Raw genomic sequence first — 20,278 nt, forward strand, 5'->3', positions numbered from 1 at the left:
AATAATATTATTTTACTCTCAATGCAAAAAATAGATCTAAAAGATAAACATATTGTTATATTTGGCAATAAAATTGGACAATTGAATTATAAAACATGCTTTTTAGATTCAATTTCTAGAAAAATATTGAGGATAAAAACCTTATTTTTTGCTAGTACACACTTCCTTGAAATAGTGATTGAGATTTATGAGCCATTACATAATATAACAAAGTGTTGGGGAGAATATTAATTAAGTAATTAATCAAGATCTATCAGGGTTAGTATCCTGATGTATGAATTAATACATTCCAGACTTCTCATTTACTAAACGCAAATTCTCCAATACAAAACTAATTAGCTAAATCAGCAGGAACTGGAATGTAATGTACTGGTGGAATATTGGCCCATCTTTCTCTAAAAAAGTCAGCTGGACTTTTCTCACTAAATGCCCATTGGAAATGGTACCCGCAATCTGAAGCAACCAGCATGCCCCTATGCCTCAAGCCCTCAAATGTAGGTACATCTTGTCCATATTCAGTTAAAAACTGATTCGAAGGTATGTGCTTATAACCATCCTTTGCTTCCCAGACATTTCGCGTTCCTGGTGTCTTACCATCGTAATCTATGGCAACTGCAAGTCTGTTCATAGCAAAGAAATTAAAATCTGAATTTGAGACAAATGTTTCATAATATGCTCCAGATCTTGTTATATCTCTTTTAACCTCGGCGACAAAACACCTTCTATTTTGGTCATCTGGCTCTCCTTCTGGTTTTATATCGTCAAGTACTTGAGGATAGTTTGCAACCGTAGTGCGCTGATCGGGTGTCATTTGGGCAATAACATTTGTAAAATTGTTACTTGTTGTAGCAAGTATATATGCAGTAGTGATAGCAAGAGATAGATCGGTTTTTATTTTCTGCGCTACCTTTAGTTCAGTTAACAGCAGTAAACCACTAGGATCTGTCCCATTAACAGGGTTGTTATGAGTATAAGAATACTTATGAATTGTTAAAGGCTCAGATAAGACACCTTCATAAGTATCTCTTCGATTAAATCGGCCAGAGGATTGTTGATAATAACGCTGTCTAAGGTAATAACTATCAATATCTTTATCGAATTGTTCACCAGCAAATCTATAACTGTTTTCAGTGATTCCAGATAATCCAATTTGATCTCCAAATGAATCATAGGTGTAAGTATCAGTGACTTCCCCTTGATTATCAGTGAGTATACGGGTACTACCCAATCCATCAACTTGATAATAAGAGAGATGTTCACTTCTCTGTTGAGATATTAAATCATGACCATAACTATAGAATGCAACTAGATTGCTATTAATAGACTCTTCCAACACTTGAGCATAAGGTCGATTTTTATCAACTAAGAAATTTACCTTGTCACCATTGATAGAACGACTAACTCTGATTCCTTCACTATCATAGGTGTACTCAGTGTTATTCCCATTCGATAGGTCAACTCTTACTAAGCGATTGTCATCGTTCCATTGGTAATTTGTTACTTCAGAATTATTTTTAGTGCGTTGAGTTTGATTACCATTATTGTCATAAGTATAAGTAATGCTCTCAATTTCATTAGCTCCACGGATGAGTATTTCTGTCAATAAACGGTCATTTTCATCATAAGTATAGTTAGTTACTCCGTTAGCAGAATCATTACGTGATAAGCGATTTCCAACATTGTCATAGGTGTAGTGAATTACTCTTTCACTATTATTGATGTTTTCTTGGGTTACTCGATAAAGGTCATCATAGAGATATTCCACTTGTCTCCCATCTGCTTCAGTTACAGAAGTGCGGTGACCCGACTTATTAAGGTTATATCTATAACTGGATACGATCTCTCCATTGGATTTATTCTCTAGATAAACTAACCGATCTAATTCATCATAAGCTCGAGTCTCAATTACCCCATTAGCAAATTCAGTGCGAGTCAGGTTTCCCACGCTATCATAATCATACGTCGTGATGTTAAAGTCGGAATCAATGACAGTTGACAGCCGATTTCGCTCATCATAGGTATAGTTGACTCTGCCATTAGGCGTGACTACAGATGTTCGATTATTAGCCTCATCATAGGTGTACTCTATAGTCTTTCCATTAACTGAATAGGGACCGTCTGGGTCTGTTCGTGATATTAATCTGTCCAGTTCGTCATACTCAGACTGTGTAATTCCCCTTCCATCAGTTGTAGATGCTAGTCGACCAGTCGGTGTATAAGCATAGCTAACATCAGCATTGTCTTCATAATCTATGATTACTAGCCGATTCTGTGTGTCATAAATGTATTGAGTAACTTCACCATTGAAGTCTGTATAAGCTTGCAGATTACCAACACTATCATAGCGACTGATAGAACGCTGTCCTAGGGGCAACTCTACTGCTGTCCTACGACCAGATTTGTCATACTGATATTTTGTAGCATGATTATTAGCATCCACTACTTCAGTAAGGCGTCCAGCTTCGTCATATTTATACTCTGTTAAAAAGCCCAATGCGTCTGATACTCCTGTCAAACGATTGACCTTGTCATATTGATATGTTGTAACTTTTCCAGACTGATCTGTAACGCTCTGCTGTCTATCACGCGCATCATAACTGACATGGATTTCTGAATCATCATGAAACTTTGTATTAACAACTCTCCCTAAATCATCATATTCGTAGAGAGTGGTTCGGCCTAATGCATCAGTATTTGCTATTGGACGACCCATCTTGTCATATTCGACAATTATTTTGGGATTATTGTTCAGGTCATCTGGAGTATCATCTGCAAAAATGGTTTCTGTAACTCGTCCCATAGCATCATATCGATACTCAGTTTTGTTACCACGTTCATCAATAGTGGCCTTGACTCTACTATCTTTAGTGAATTTGGTCTGAATACGGTTATTGTCAGTAAGGAAGGTTGGAGACGCATCAGGATAAATAATCTTTGTCCAATCTATCGCTTCTAAAGTTTCACCTGGAGCTACCGCTGCTAATAGTTGTTCAAGCGTGTCATTATTATCAGGATGAATGGTTTCAACCAAGCGATCAACTTCATCATAGATAAAATGAGTCCCTCTACCCGCTTGGTCAATGGAAGCTCTCAACCTTCCACCCCGATCATAGAGATTGATAATTCGGGGATTATCCCTCAAATCGCTGGGAGTAGCATCTGAATAGATAGTTTCGACAAGCTGGCCTCGCTCATCATAACGATTCTCAGTCTTATTTCCTAAAGCATCAATAATTGCAATTTGTCGACCGTTTGCATCGTATTGATACTGAGTAATATTACCTTCACCGTCTGTCAAAGTTTGAACACGATTTTCATTGTCATAGGTCCAACGAGTGATCAAGTCCTGAATGCCGCTAGGGGTAGTTACTTTGCGAGTCTCACTAGTACGGTTACCATTTGCATCATAGGTGTATTGGGCAACGTTGCCTTCAGCATCAATTAATTCCGTTAAATTGCCATTCGCGTCGTAATTGAAATGAGTTTTGTGACCTAGAACATCTTCTTGATACAGTAGTGTTCCCGTGCTGCTATACCCAAATTGAGTGATGTTACTAGCTTCATCAATACTTGATAGCAAGTTTCCATTAGGATCATAACCATAGTTGTTGGTGTTCCCAAAGACATCAGTTTCACTTGTTAAGCGACTCTGAGCCCCATAACTATAGTAGGTAGTGTTTCCAAGAGCATCAGTTACACTTGTTTGGTTTTTCTGATTGTCATAGGTGAAGTCAGTTGTCCATCCATCGGGACCACTTTCATCAGTGATAATTGTCTTACTCAGGACATTATTATCGTTATCATAAGTCCACTTAGTGATTTTACCCACCGCGTCTATTTCAGTGATGACATTTCCACGTTGGTCATACTCATAAGTTGTTAGATTACCTAATACATCCTTCACCGTCTGTAAAGAATTCTCAGGATCGTAGATTAGTTCAACTGCTTCTCCATTGACATCTAGTACCTTCGTTAAACGACCCTGGTCGTTATACTCGGTCTGCACCCCAGACCGACCTAACGGATCAATTACCTCATCCAGGTAATGGGGCTGAGTTTCGTCATACTTAAACTGGGTAACATTCCCTTCTCTATCCGTGACGGCCACCAAATCACCCAGAGCATCATACTCATAGGTCACCTGGTTCCCCAACGGATCCGTCACTGTTGTAATCCGACCTTGAGCATCCCGCTCAAAGGTCACCTGCTGTCCCGTGGAACTGGTAATTGCACTATCGGTATAGGTAAGGGTATTGCCATTGGTATCTGTGACTGACAGCAGATCCCCTGATTGACCATCAATCTCATACACAATGCCTTCTTTGGTGGTTAAAACATATACCCCACCAAAGTAGCTATCCGCTGGGTTATAGACCTGTCCCGCCGGATTGATATAAACCCCATCCTCTCGACGAATTAACTGACTAGCGTCACTTTGACGAACACTCAGCGTGCTGGTTACACCTAGATCCGATTCAAAGGCCGGATTCAAAAACTGCAACTGCTCAGGAATTCTTGCTCCTTGTTTTAGCAATTTAGCAATCTCAGGATTCAATATCGGTTTGAACGTAAACCCTTGCCGCTGTCCCCCCGGCAGAGTGATATACACCCGTGTATCCGCCTCAAACCCAACAGTACGAATCCCCAACTGCTCAAAGGTCTCATCCTTCGGCAAACTGGTTCTGAGATCCGTATCCCGGAACTCTAAACGCCAGCCATAGCCAAAGTCATCGGTGGTATTGCTGGTCAACGTATCGTAGGTCCGAGTTACCGAGATGGGAATCCCTGTCACTGGAATGGTCAAATCCGTAAACGACAGCTGGAAGTTCCCTAACTTCAGCTCACCCGCCACCGTCACCACCTCATCTTGGGTGACAACATTGCCCCCCGCATCCACAGCGGTCAGCCGCAAGGTATAAGCATCATTCTCCAATAGCGAAGGATCAAAAGTACCCAATACCCCATCCACCACCGGATCAGATCCTCGGAAAATCTCCCGGAAGTCCTCAGACCCGACCTTGGCTACAGACAGGCTGTAGTAAACCAAATTGTCATCATTTACCGTCCCCACAATCTCTGTAGGAGCCGTAAACACCTGTCCCCTCAAATCCGGGAGGCTAATCTCAGGGGCATCCACATCTGTGAAGTCCAGCACAGAGAAAATGGTCTCCGTCTGGGTGGTATTCCCCGCAGCATCCGTGGCCGTGGCAATCGCCGTCACCTCACCCACGACATCTGGGGTAAAGGTATAAATCCCATTGGCATCTAGAGCCACCGCTTGGCCATTCACCGTCAAGCTCAGCAGATCCACCCCAACGTTATCCGTAGCAGAGGCAAACAGAGAGACCGACTCACCCAGAGTAGCGGGTTCCACACTGGGCACCAACCGCACCTCGGGTGCTACATCATCCGTCTGCACCGTCAGGTCAAACTGTTGTTCAACACTGGCTCCCACTGCATCCGTCACCGTCAAGGTAATCGGATAGACGCCCACTTGGTCAGCCGTCGGCGTCCAGGTAATGCGGCCATAGGCATCAATGGTGACCCCTAAGGCTTGGGCATTGGCATCCAACTCATAGGTCAGTGCCCCACCCTCTGGATCTTGAGCCTGAACATCATAACGATATTCACCCCCCACAAAGGCTGTTGTCTTTGGTGTGGAGCGAATCACAGGCAGCTCATTGGCTAAGGCCCTGAGGGTATAGCCTTGAGCGGCCCCCAATCCCTCGGCATCATAGGCCGCCACCACAATACGATGATCCCCTGCAACTGGAGCATCCCAGGTCAATACCCCTGTTTGGGCATCCACCGAAATCCCAGCAGGACCTTCCAGTAACTGGTAGGACAACGCCTCACCTTCTGGATCCGTCGCTTCAATTTGATAGGTATAGGGTTGTTGCAGATCAGCCTGGAACAACGGACGAGAGGTAATCGTAGGAGCTTGATTAATCGGAGCTTCACCCACTTCTAATTGATAGGTCTGGGTACTCACGGCCCCTTGGCTATCGCGCAACTGAACCTCAATTTCATGAACACCCAACTGGCTGGCTTCGGGGGTCCATTGGATCAGACCCGACTGGGCATCAATCGTCATCCCCGCTGGGTTAATCCCCAGACTGTAGGTCAATTCATCCTGTTCTGGATCTTGAGCAACCACCTGATAGGAATAGGCTTGGTCTTGAGCGGCTCGGGTAGACGGCGTCGATAAGAACGCTGGAGGCGTATTGGCCCCATTCACCTGCACCTCAAAGGTTTGCTGAGTCGAGAGGCCATAGGCATCACTCAATTCCACGATTAAGGTATGCGCCCCCAGCTGATCCACCGTCGGCTGCCAGCGTAGACTGCCAGAGGTTGGGTCAATCACCACACCCTCAGGACCATTCACCAACCGCCACTGCACCAAATCCCCATCTGGGTCAGAGCCCGTCAGGTTGTACTGATACTCTCGCTCTAGGTTCGTGACTAAATTCGGTGTCGAGGTAATCTCAGGGGCGGCATTACTCAGCTGATTGCCCACCGTCAGGGTATAGGTCTGTTCCGCGACCCCACCTTGACCGTCTTCGACAGAAAGCACCACCTGATGCTCACCCATCTGCTCAGCAGTAGGTGTCCATACCAGGATATTGTCTTGCAATGCCATCCCCGTCGGAGCGGTCGATAAGCTGTAGGTCAACGGATCGCCGTCGGCATCTGTGGCATTCACTTGATAGAAATAGGTATTCCCCAACCGGATGCTCTCTCTAGGTGTTGAGGTAAATGTGGGAGCCTGATTCGGCAAGGGATTAATCACCCTTAGATCCAAGGTCTGAATCGCCTCTCCCCCTTGACCATCTAGCGCTCGCAGTTGAACCGTGCGATTCCCTAACTGTGAACTCACAGGGGTCCAGTTCAGTAACCCCGTCTGGCTATCTAAGGTGACGCCACTTGGACCCGACACCAATTCATAGGTGAGCACATCCCCATCGGCATCTATGGCTTTAGCTTGGTATTGGAAGGCTTTACCCACCTGAGGTTGAGAATGATCCAAGACAGAAGTGAAGGTGGGGGCTTGATTATTGGACTCAACCACCAACTCAAAGGTCTGTAGCGTGGTACCGCCCTGGTCATCTCGCACCCGCAGAATCACATCAAAGCGACCCACCTGATCCGCTTGGGGAATCCAGGTAATATTGCCTGACTCATCGATGGTTACTCCGTCTGGAGCCAACGGCAGGTCATATCGAATTGGATCTGCATCAGGATCTTGGGCAATGGCCCGATAGATAAATTCTTCACCCACCTGGAGCGGGGTGGTCGGTGCCTCCGTGATCAACACCGGATTGGAATTCGCAGGTCCACTAATAGGATGGAGACCAAAGAGATGCTCATAGACTTCACCCCCAGAGACCGTCACTTCATCTACAAAGGATCCACTACTGGGATTCGATTCTTCATATCCATTGGGTACGACTTGGCGAACCGTATAGGTTCCCGGCAGTAGATTCTCAAAGGAATAGAAATAGCGAGTTTCACCTAACCGGGAATTAGAGGTATCAGGCTGAGTCAGTTGATAGGGCTCATCTGGGTCCAACACCCCATTATTGTTGTGGTCCAAGTAGACCGTAATGTTATCCAGGAAGGGTTCAGTGGAGAACCGCTCATCCCAGCCACTAAAGACATCGACTAACTCATCGACATTGGTAATCTGAACCGCATCGGGGTCCACTTTCTGCAGTTGTCTCAAACCTGCACCTGCACCAATCCCAAAGGCCGTTAGATTAATGTCCGCCTCTCTAATGTCAGTGACAATGGTTTCATCCAAACGCCCATAGCCATCCGAGAGGAAGATTAAGTTGGCATCGCCATCAAGGCTATCCAGGACCCCTTTCGCTGTCGTCAGTCCAGCATCGAATAAGGTGCCATTGCCCGAATTGCTAACGGTCTGTAAGGCTTCCCGCAGGTCAGCAATGCCATTGTTATTTAAATCTGCTATGGGAGTGGTGTAGAGCTGCTTCCCAGGCTGGGTCAGATCCATATCCAGGGTAGAGGCCGCTTCATTCCAGAGAACCACACCAATCTTGGCATCTCCCCGGCCCTGGGCAATCAACTGTTCACTCAAGGCAATGACTGTCGCCAACTCCAAGTCAAGAATGGAGGCCGTGGTCTCACTCAGACTGCTAATATCTTGGTTCGTTAAGTCTACTAGGCGGTACCCGGCACTGCCAGAGGTATCAATGGCAAAGACAATATCTGGGGTATCCCCTTGCACGAGGGTGGTATCGCGGTAACCATTGTTATTGAGGTCGGCAAACACACCGCCTTGAATCCGACCGAGTTGACCCGCCACATCGACGGAGAAGGTTTGCTGATCCGAGTTACCGAAGCGGTCTTCCACTAAAACTGAGAATTGGGCGGTGTTGCCGGGGGTGATGCTGGTATTGGGATACCAGAGTAGCTCTCCCGTTTCTTGGTCAATGACGGCCCCCAAAGGCGCATCCAGCAATTTGTAGACCAGCGGATCACCGTCAGGGTCATTGGCCGTGAGCTGATAGCGATAGACTTCGTCTGCCAGGCCAAACTGGGTGATGGGGGTGCTGGTAATGATGGGACCACCATTCTCAGGATTGGGCCATAGGCGTAGAGAAAAAGACTGGGTGGCACTATTCCCCGCCGTATCTTCTGCTTGAATCTTGACGGCAAACGTTCCTAAAGAGCCATCAGCAGTATTCTGAGTCTCGCCAGTTCCAGGGGTAATGACAGTGGGAACATCCGGCTCTGACGCCCAGACCTGGAAGCCATAGTCTAAAGAACTTGAGAAGTTCTGGCCTTGAATATGAAGATAATAGGGACCGTCTTCCTGGATGACCACCGATGCATCCGTTCGCTGCTCTTGGTTGAAGAGCACTTGAGTATTGGCGTCATAGAGCTGCCAACGATAGCTAGATGAGCGTCCTGAAGTACTGGAGCGCAAGCTGTCAAAGTACAAGACCTGGCCTGCTTTAGCGGACAGCTGATAGACAGCCCCTTCACGACCATCGGCAAAGAAGCCATTGACTGTTTGGCCAAACTGGATTTCAGGGGCTGCAGTAAAGTCCAGCAGTTGGAAAGAGTAATCAACGGTGGAGGCAAAGGGGTTCTGCAAGACCAGTTGGTAGAGTCCGGATTCCGTGAGGGTCAAGGGGCCTTCATCCGCGACCCCCGCATTTCCAGGGGTGGAAAAGAGTGGTGTCCCAAGAGGGCTATACAAGGTTGCGTTCCCCCCTCGGATGCCATTGAAGTACAACCGCTGCCCTGCTCGACCCTCAAGGGTCAAAACCTTCACCGTGCTGGGGCCAATGGTTTCCGTCGTAACGCCACTGCCTTCAAAGATGTTGACCCCGGGACTGTCCAGGGTGCTGGGGACTTCCAAGACCTGGAACTTGTATCCTCCTCCTGCAAATGTGCCACTGCCGCGATACAGTTCTACGGTGTAGGTGCCCGATTGGGTCAATTGAATCAGCCCAGAATCATCATTCGCGCTCAGGGTATTGAAGACGAACGACCCATCGGGATTAAGTAACCGCGTCAAGCTGGCAAAGCCACTATTGGTTTGACCATCAAAGATGATTTGCGTCCCTGCGGTTGCCGTGAAGGTATATTGATCCACGTCGCTGCCACTGACACCACCACTGTAAATGGTGTTAAAGCCGCTATTTTGGATTGTTGGGGTGGTATCCAAGAGGGTCAGACTATAGTCAAAGGCCGTGCTGGCACCCGCAATCGCGAGGGTATAATCCCCATCCAGGGGCAATATCGCGGTGTCATTGCCGTTCGCAGATGTTGCCAGGGATTGGCCATTGGTCCCATACAGCGTCCATCTTGCCGTACTGTCTAGAGAACTAAAATCAATGGCTAAATGCTGTCCTCGGCTCCCCGTAACTTGGTAAAGGTTTGCCTGTTGGGCTGATGCAAGGGTGCCTGTCACTGGGGTAGCTAGGGACAACGCCGTTGCGTTCCCCCTCTCCTGCAGGACAAAGTTATAGTCCCCCGTATTGGCCCGATCCCCTCGAATCACGAGTTCATAGGTGCCCGATTGAGCAAGCTGGTAGGAGGCCCAGTCTCCATCAATGGACTGAGTGGTCAACAGAGAGCGGTCTGGCCCATAGAGCAATGCCGTCAGTCCGCTACCGCTGAGGGTATCAAAGAATAAGGACTGACCCGCTTCTCCCGTAAAGGAATAGATATCGCGGTCCCCGGACTTCTCAATCGAGCCTGCAACATCATCCCCATAGGTAAGAGAGAGCAAATCATATTTGGCTGATGTCAACTGTAGTCGATAATTCGGGTCAGCTGCCCCCTGGCCTTGGACCACGAGGAAATACTCTCCATTCCCAGGCGCTGTGAATTCATAGTCATCCGTCGTTCCATCCACCAGCGACCCCGTCTGAAGTTGCTGACCACCAGGACCATAAAGTGCCCAAGAATTATTGGCTTGACCTCCACCCATGTCTAGGTAGAATCGTTCGCCTTTGTTAGCTCTGAATTGGTAAGCAGCACTGCCCAAACCATTGTTGTCTAGCACCCCAGTGATTTGCGTATCCAAGGGCAATACAGGGGCTGATAAATGATCCAGGAGTCGGAATCCATAATCACCCGTATTCTCCCCTTCACCATCCACGATGAGGCGATAGGTACCCGTCTTCGTGAGGGTTAGTCCTTGATTGGGTCCACGATTCACCCGGCTATCGGACGTAGAAGAGTCATAAAGCTGACGACCCGTATCATCTAGGACCTTCACTCTAAAAGGTGATCCACCCAAGGCATCAAAGAAGAGCTTCTGGCCTGCTTGTCCTTCAAAGGTATAGGTATCCTGTTCGCCCTTTTCAGAGATGCTTCCAGCAATAGCGTCACCGAAGGATAGGGATGTTGTCAGCAGGTCGGGAGTAATCAAGCGCAAGCTATAATCAGCCTCAGCCCCCGTGCCCTGCATTGCTAGCAAGTAGTTGCCTGCATCTAGCCAAAATTCTTCGTCCGTACTGAAGGTGCTGGAATTAACCTGTTGACCATTGGCAGAATAGAGTATCCAGTTGGCATTACCCTGAAGACCATCAAAGAAGACATATTGCCGTTGATCTAAGTTGAATTGATACTGCGTCGTTCCTTGAGTGCTCGGCTCAAAGGTACCCAAGATATCCGTATCCACATCAACGGTGGTTGCCGCTGCTCTATCTAAGACCCGGAAACTATAGGTTCCTCGACCCTCGTCATAGCCATCAATCGTGAGACGATAGGTGCCTTCGGTACTGAGGACCAGTCCCTGGAAAGGTTCTCGGTCAATTCGACTATCGGTACTCGTGGAGGTAAACATCTGCTGACCGTTCGGGTCCGTCAGCTGCCAGCGGAAGCGACTACCACCCAAAGCATCAAAGAACAGCTGCTGTCCTGCAGTTCCTGTAAAGGTATAGGTATCTTGCTCACCTTTTTCATCAATCGTGCCAGATACCGTCTCACCTAACGTCATGGGGGTTGAGACGAGCTCTGGGGTAATGATATTGAGTCTGTAATCGGCAGCCGTACCCCGTCCCTGGAGAGAGAGGAGGTATTGGCCCGCTCCCAACCAGAACTCCTCATTACTGGAGGTCGCTCCATTATTGACCCGTTGCCCATTGGCCCGATAGAGGTTCCATAACCCATTCCCTTGCAGACCATCAAAGAACAGATACTGACTCTGATCCAGGGTAAAGGTGTAGAGCGTCGCTCCTAAAGCATTGTTATCAAAGGTGCCAGCAATCTCCGTATCGAGGGCCACCGCCGTTGCCAGCGTCTGATCCAACAGACGGAAGGCATAGCTCCCCGTCTGCGCAAAGTTACCATCAATAATCAGCTGATAGTCACCATCGACGGTTAAGAACAGACCTTCACTCGGTCCCCGGTCATTGCTAGTGTTCGTGGAACTGGTGCTGACAAGCTCTCGTCCAGCGGGGTCAATCAGCTTAAATCGCAGGGCTGAACCACCTAGCGCATCAAAGAACAGTTGTTGCCCCCCAAAGCCCGTGAAGGTGTAGGTATCCTGCTCCCCCTTCTCCGAAATTGTCCCCGTGACCGTCTCCCCAATATTGATGGGGGAAGAGACAAACTCTGGGGTCACGAGGTTTAACGTATAGTTGGCGTTCGACCCCGTTCCCCGCAGAGCTAGCAGATATTCCCCAGCCGCGAGTGACAGTTCTGGATCGTTGGATCCGCTCAAATAGCCATCGTCAACGGCTTGACCATTGGCTCGATAGAGCGCCCACCGACCATCACCTTGTCGGCCATCAAAGTAAACGTACTGTCGCTCACTCAGACTCAGTCGATAAAGCGCACTCCCGAGGGCATTGTTATCAAATGTGCCCGTAATATCGGTATCCACCCCAACGGCTAGAGCGGTGGCACTATCAAGCAGACGGAAGGCAAAGTTCCCCGTCCCTCGCTCCCCAATCCTAATCGTGTAGTTGCCATCCGCTTTGAAGGTGAAGCCCTGATCTGGGCCTAAATCGCGACGGCTATCCGAAGAGGTTGAGGAATATAAAACCGTCCCTTCTGAGTCATAGACGCTGATGCGGAAGAGGCTGCCCCCGAGGGCGTCATAGAAGAGTTGCTGACCAGCAACGGCCCTGAAGGTATAACTTTGGGTCGCTCCATTCGTACTAATGGTGCCATTAACCACGGTATTGAGGTCGATGGGGGTAGCCGAATTCGTGGGAGGCGTTGCTGTGTCAAGGAGCTGAATCGCTAGGTCATAGTTGGGAGCCGTGATGCCATTGCCCCGCAGCACCAATAGATGCTCTCCTGGATCAAGCCAGACAGATTCATCTGTATTCAGGGTCTGTCCCGTGATATATCGACCCAGGGGGCTAAAGAGTCGCCATTGATTGGAGAAAGAGGATTGGGAGTTGAAATTGAGCCGCTGCCGTTCCGTTACCATCAAGCGATAGAGGTCCGCACCAACGCCATTCGTGAAGGTGCCGCTGAGGGTCGTATCCGCCGTTACAACGCTAGCCGTGGCCTTATCCAACAGTCGGAACTGATACGCACCCGTCACATCCCCGGAGCCATCCACCACCAGCTGATAGGTGCCATCCGCTGCTAAAGTCAAACTATCCGGTCCCAAGTCCTGGGAACTATTCCAGGTCACGGTATTTTGGCCGTTGCTCAGTCTGATGGTCAGACCATCTGCACTGAGGGAATCAAAGTAGAGCTGCTGACCCGCTGTCCCCGCAAAGGTGTAGATATCTCGCTCGCCCTTCACGGAGAGACTGCCGCTCACCGTTTCACCCACCGTTATCGCTGAAGAGACAAACTCAGGTGTATATATCCTCAATCCATAATTCGGATTGGCCCCCCCCCCTTGAATGGCCAAGAGATATTCTCCAGCCCCTAGGGAGAATTCTGTGTCTACGCCTAAACTACTGGACTCAATCTCGCGACCATTGGCTCCATAAAGCGCCCAAGTCCCACTTCCCTGTAATCCTTCAAAGTAGAGGTACTGTGTCTCATCTAGGGTGAACCGATGAAGGTGAGTCGAGCGAGCATTATGTTCAAACGTCCCCGTGATATCCTCATCCAGGTTGATATCGGTGGCCATCGCTCGGTCAAGAAGACGGAAGGTATAGCCCCCGGTTTGGTCTCTAGAGGTGTCGATAACGAGCCGATATTGGCCATCTTGGGTCAAGACAACTGGTCTAGAGTCACCCCGAGTTGAGACATTCGTGAGTTGTTGGCCATTTGGATCATAAATAAGGGCATTGTTATTGAGGCCAGAATCTGTAGTCAAAGCATCGAAGTAAACCTGCTGGCCCGCAGTGCCTGTGAAGGTATAGGTGTCTTGCTCTCCTTTCTCTACCGTCGCACTAGTGATCACCTCATCTATCGTCAAAGATTCCGTGACAAACTCTGGGGTGATCATCCTTAACCCATAGCTAGCATTAGAGGAGCCAAACCCCTGCATCGCCAGTAAATAATCTCCAGCATCTAAGGTAAACTCTGTGTCATTCCGCTGGGATTGTGTACGGACAAGCTGGCCGTTAGGACGATAGAGGGTCCAAGTTCCTCTTCCTTGCAGGGCATCAAAGTAAATGTATTGACGCTCATCCAGTGAGAATTGATAAAGGGTGGTGCCATAATTATTGTCCAAGGTGCCCGTGATATCCTCGTCCAGGTTCACAGCCGCTGCTGTCCCCCGATCCAAGAACCGGAATTGGTAGCCCCCTCTAGCCTCATTGGTACCATCCACGACCACGCGATACTGGCCATCTATAGTGAGGGTGAGGTCTTGATGTGGGCCTCGGTCTCCCCGAGGGTCAAATTCTGTAATTAGGTTCCCATTGGGATCATAGACATTGACTCGAAGACTACGCGTCGTCGTATTCAACGAGTCAAAATACAGCTGCTGACCTGCTGTTCCTGTGAAGGTATAGATATCCTGCTCACCCTTCTCGCTGATGGATCCAGAGATATTGGTATCCAACGCCATGGGTTGAGTGATTAAATCTGGGGTGATCACCCTGAAAGAATAGCTGGCAGACCCCGTGAATCCAGAGCGACCCTGAAGCGCTAGGGTATAGTCCCCAGACACGGGTAGAGTCACTTCTAAATCACTAAAATTACTGCTCGATGCAACAGCCCGATTGCTGGAATTATAGAGGGTCCAGCCAAAGGTGCCGCTCTTATTCAGCGCATCAATAAATAACTTCTGGCCTTGATTGCCCGTAAACCGATAAAGCTTAGACTGGGTTCCCGGCCCCAAATCCCCACTGATAGTCGTATCTAAAGGAATCACAGGGGCCTGCTCATGGTCAATCACTCGGAAGCCATAGTTGCCCAGTTGGACATTATCCGTGGAGATGGCAATCCGGTAATTCCCGGTCTCGGCTAGCTGCAAGAACTGGTCCCCGACCAAGGTGCTATCTGTCACCTTGACCCCACTGGGGCTGAACACCTCAAAGTTCCAGTTGCGGTAATCACCCGTATACTGCAGGGCATCAAAGAAGATGGTTTGACCTTTGGACCCACTAAAGCTAAATTCATCCCGGTCCCCTGGAATCCGAATCCGACCGAGGACGGTATCTCCAACCACTAACACGGGGGGTGGGGTAAACTCCGCTAAGCCCGTATCCGCCTGAATGGTGAATCCTTCTGGACCAAGAATCAGGTTAAAGGTCAGGTCATCATTGTCTGGATCAATGGCATTGGCATCGTACTGATACAGCTGGTTGATATAGGCATCCACCACTGGATCGCTGGTAAAGAGGGGTGGGCGATTGGGGGGTGGTTCCGTAATCGAGAGGGTATAACTTTGCTGGGTGGTGCCGCCGCGACCATCACTGACCGCCACTTGAATGGCATGATGACCCACAGGGGTATTGGGGTCCGTCGCAGGTAGGAAGTCTGGGGACCATTCAATCAATCCCGTCTGGGCATCAATGGTCATCCCCGTCGGACCACTCAAGAGTTGATAGGTGAGGTCATCCCCATCGGCATCCGTTGCTTGGACCTGGTAGGTATAAGGCTGGCCAATAATCCCCTCTGCTAGGGTCTGGCCGGGAACGACAGGGTTACTCTCAATCACGGGAATTCGATTGAGATCCGCTAGAATCTCCAACTCATAGGTAAACTGCACCTGGTCGGGGTTGGCAAACACTAAAGTCTGACTGGCAGAAACCCCTTCAGGGTTCAATTGACCATTGACGAGCAGATGGGTGAAGTCGTAATAGGGCAACCCATCAGCGGTGAGTCCATCGGCGTCTCTAAGTTGGACATTCAGATCACTGATGTTTTTCACCACCAGAACCAAAGGCCCATTAATCCCATAGGTGCCGATATTGCGGAGGACCACATCCGTCAGCAGTAGATCTGACTCCGTATCCAAGCTAGTGCCTTGATACTCAACGGCCACACTGGGAGAAACATCGGTCAGGGAGGCTAAGGATGCAATGGTTGAGGGGGCGTTGCCTTGACCAGGCAGACTTGGACTCAGGGGGACCGTTGCCCCACTGGGCAGATCCGTTAGGGTCAAGTCACTGATACGGACGGTGGTCGTCGTATCGCCATCATTGTTGACAAGGCGAAAGGCCAGATAGGCAGGGGTGCCGGGAGCGACGCCTTTCAAGTTCAAGGTGACGGTCTGGTCTGTCTCGTCATAGGTGACGCCAGGGGCGAGCTGTACCCCTTCACCCTCCGTCCAGTTAAAGAAGCTGCCTCGGCGCTGACCAAAGGTATGGACCAAGGATTGGCCCTGGTCATCCACCAAGTCCACCTCAAAGGCGTCATTGATGGCATCAACAGTCGTTTCATCAAAGGTTAACGGGTTGATCTTAAAGCTCAGCTGAGAGGGGGTTTCAGGAATGAGCAGAGAGAAGGTCTCTTGGGGGGCAAAATCGTTGTTTTCGGCTAACTCAAAGGCAGTAAACAGCACCACGGTCTGCTGGCTACTCGCCCCTTGATCATCCGTAGCGGTGAGGGTAAAGGTATGTAGTCCCAAATCAGCGGGGGTAGGTGTCCCTGATACTGTAGCCGTCCCATCGCCATTGTCCACGAAGGTCAGCCAGCTTGGTAAAGTGTTGGCACTAAGCGTCAGCGGGTCATTCTCTGGATCTGACGTGGTAACGGTATAGGTATAGGGTTGGTTCGCCTCAATATTAGTAACGGGGCTACTGGTGAAGACGGGAGCTTCGTTTACATCCGTCACGGTAATGACGAGAGACTGTTCGAGGGTTTGGGGGGGCTGACCATTATCCGTACTGCGAATGGTGACCGTGTGACTCGGGTTGGCCTCGAAGTCTAAGAGAACATCAGGGGCGATGATCAGCTGATTGTCCACGATTTGGAAACGACCACCCGCATCATTGACCAGTTCATAGGTGTGGGTATCGCCCGTCTCTGGATCAACGGAACTCAGTTCCCCAATCACGGTGCCTGATGCACTATTCTCATTCACCTGAGTTTGGCTCAGGGTAATCGAAGTGGGGGCTTCATTGACGTCGCTGATGGAGACGGTGAAGACCTGGTCAATGATTTCTCCCCCCTGATCCGTGGTTCTGACCCGCAGACTGTAGGAGTCTTGTATCTCGAAGTTGGGAGAGGTCTGGAAGAGCAGCTGGTCCCCTTGAATCAGGAACTGGTCGTTATCCGTATCGCCGACCCCAGGCACAAAGGTATAGGTATGACTATCCCCAGCATCCACATCTAAGGTTCTAAATTCACCGATGGAAGTATTGGCAGGGGTGTTCTCCGGAATCAGGCCAATATCTAAGGTCAAATCCGTTGGAGCTTCATTGATATCCTCCAGGCGAATCACCATCTGTTGGGTGCGGCTAAGGCCCCCGGCATCGGCGCTGAGAATTTCAATCGTGTATTCGGTGGCCAGTTCAAAGTTGAGCAAAGACCCATCTGCCACTTGGAGCTGATTGTCAACAATTTGAAAACGGCCCCCGGCATCTTCTAGCAAGCTATAGGTATGGCTATCGCCAGCATCTGGATCTGCCGTGCTCAGAGTACCAATGACCGTGCCATCACTGCTGTTTTCTGCCACTAGATCCGCACTGAGGGTGATTTGGGTCGGGGCTTCATTGACGTTCGTGGTGCGAATCGTCATCACCTTATCTAGGCTCAAACCACTGGTGTCTGTGCTGCGCACTAGAATGCTAAAGGTAGGCTGGGTCTCAAAATTAGCGGAATCATTGATAAAGAGCTGGTCGCCGACAATTGTGAAGGCCCCGTTGTCTGTATCCCCCGTTCCTGAGACAAATTCATAGGTATGGGTATCCGTGGCGTCTGGATCTAAAGTATTGAATTCACCGACCAACGTATTGACGGGCTCATTCTCCGCCACCTGATCTGGCGTCAGGGTAATATCTTGGGGGGCCTCATTCACATCCGCAACGGTAATCTGCAGCTGCTGGGTCGTACTTAACCCGCCTGCATCCGTCGTTCGGACCGTAATGGTATGGGTCGTCTCTTGCTCAAAGTTGAGGATGGCCCCTGGTGCCACCTGCAGATGGTCTCCCACAATCTGGAAATGGTTGCCCACATCCTCCACAAGCTCATAGGTGTGGGTATCGTTGGCATCGGGATCAAGGCTCGTAAAGGTACCAATGACCGTGCCAGCATCACTGTTCTCCTCCACCGTTGTGTTGCTCAGCAGTAGTTGGGTGGGGGCTTCATTGGCATTGTCAATCTGGACCGTCAGGACTGTCTCAGTGCTCAGTCCGGCTGCGTCCGTGCTACGAATACGCAGGCTATAGCTAGATTGAGTTTCAAAGTTGGGAGAGTTTTGCAGAAACAGCTGATCACCTGTGAGGGTAAAGGCGGCATTATCGGTATCGCCCGTCCCGGATACTAACTCATAGGTATGGGTATCGCCCTGATCTGGATCGTCTGTACTGAAGGAGCCAATCAAGCTATTGGCCGGTGAATTTTCCAGTATCGCATTGGGAGAGAGGGTAATCTCGGTTGGTGCCTCGTTGAGGTCGGTAATGTTAACGGTGAATACCTTCTCAACACTCAATCCCCCCTGATCGATACTCTGGACCCGGATGGAGTAACTATCCTGAGTCTCAAAATCAGGAGTTGCATTAATCTGCAGCTGATCACCCACAATGCTAAAGGCCGCGTTGTCTGTATCCCCACTGCCTGGGACCAGGGAGTAGGTAAAGGTATCCCCAGCATCTGGGTCTGTGGTGGTGAATTGCCCGACGACACTATTGGCCGCCACATTCTCCGAGATGGATGAGGTATCTAGGGTAAGGTCTGTGGGTGCGGCGTTGCTCGGGGTTGTGGGTCCAAGACCAATGACGGTGGCATTGCCATTAAAGATGACATTGCCTTTTGCCCCAATGGAGCCATAGATGGTGGAATTGCCGTTGAGGGTGAAATTGTTCACACTCAAGAAGTGACCCCGAGTATCTGTAGAACCGTTAAAGGTAATGTCCCGCTGGGAAATCACCGTGAGGACATCATCTGAGTCGGTGGTTTGGGTGGCTCCATTAAAGTGGATACTCTGGTTGTTGCCCGTGGCAATCAGAGAGGTGCCGCCAAACCGAGCTCCCCCATTCATATTGATGGACTGGGAGGAGAGAATGGTGAGATTCGTCCCCTGGATATTGCCCAAGTTCATGCCGCCATTGTGGGTGACGAGGGTGACATTATTGAGCTGATGACCATTGCCATTGAAGTTGAGATAGCCGTTCTCTAACTCAATAACGGTGTTCTCTATCGTGACTCCCCCAGGGATATTCAGTCCCCAACCGGAGACTTTGACCACCGTGGGCTGTTCAGGGGTTCCACCGGCTGGGAAATGTTGAGCCCAATCCGCAGCATTGTTGAGGGGGTTTTGATAGGGATTGAAATCAATGGGCGTTGTCCCAGCGGGGATTTGATCCGCTAGAGTCTCTGACTTGATGGTGTCAAAATCTTGAATCTCCACCACCTGCTCTTCCACGATTTGGGGTGGAACGAGATTCCCATAGGTGTTGTTGGGAGCATTGAGGGTGGAATAGTTGGCAGAGACGGCAACGGCATTCTCGACTAACAGGGGACGACCATTGCCATCCAGGACGGGCTGGCCGAACTCATCGAGCTGTACGGGCAGTGCAGGTCTACCGTTAATCGTGAAGCCATTCCCGGCATAGATCAGGGCATCATCACTGAGATCTGACGGGTCCCCATCAAAATCACTGTTGCCGTTAATCGTGACGGTTCCCTCGGCTCGGACAGCAAACCCGAGATTGACAGATGAGGTGGCATTGGCCGTGGGAACGTACGGGTCTACGACTAATACTCGTTCCTCTGGGGTTCCAGACTGAGAAGTAGCGTTGGCTGAGGCTGGAGCTGGGGAGGGTGAAGATTGTACTGAAAAGCTGGTTGTGGTGGGGGTGCCGACTAAGGGGCCTTGGGTTGTTCCCGTTAAGGTATCCGCTGTTAAGGTACTGAATTGAGGTAGGGTCGTTGACGCAGGGATGGAGGGGGTGATTCCACTAGAGTTGGGGACGATAGTCGAAGGCGGGGGCTGAATGGGGGCAGCACTTTGCAGCCCAAAGCGAGAGGGGTCAGGGAACCCTGAGCCACTGGCCGATGGCCCTCCCCAAGATAGACCCAATCTCACGTCTAAATCCGTGAGGTCTCCCATGAGATCTGCTTGCTCCAGTAGCGAGCTTCCTAGGAATCCTTCCTCAGGGACTAATCCACCACCGATGCCACCCGATTGGGCGCGACCGTTACTCATCGTTATGCCTTCTAAAAAAATTGGATCACGAACGGTCCCCAATCCAGCCCTAACGGTGGA

Annotated in this window: 1 protein-coding gene; it reads right to left on the reverse strand. The window is 49.7% G+C overall.

Annotated elements, in window-relative coordinates; translation table 11 throughout:
- Positions 1 to 331 precede the first annotated feature (331 nt).
- A complete protein-coding gene (locus ON05_RS33645; RefSeq protein ID WP_010478946.1) occupies positions 332 to 20,218 on the reverse strand; it encodes a putative Ig domain-containing protein in 19,887 nt (6,628 codons plus the stop codon).
- Between the last annotated feature and the right edge of the window lie 60 nt (positions 20,219 to 20,278).

Source organism: Acaryochloris sp. CCMEE 5410 (assembly GCF_000238775.2).
Taxonomy (GTDB): domain Bacteria; phylum Cyanobacteriota; class Cyanobacteriia; order Thermosynechococcales; family Thermosynechococcaceae; genus Acaryochloris.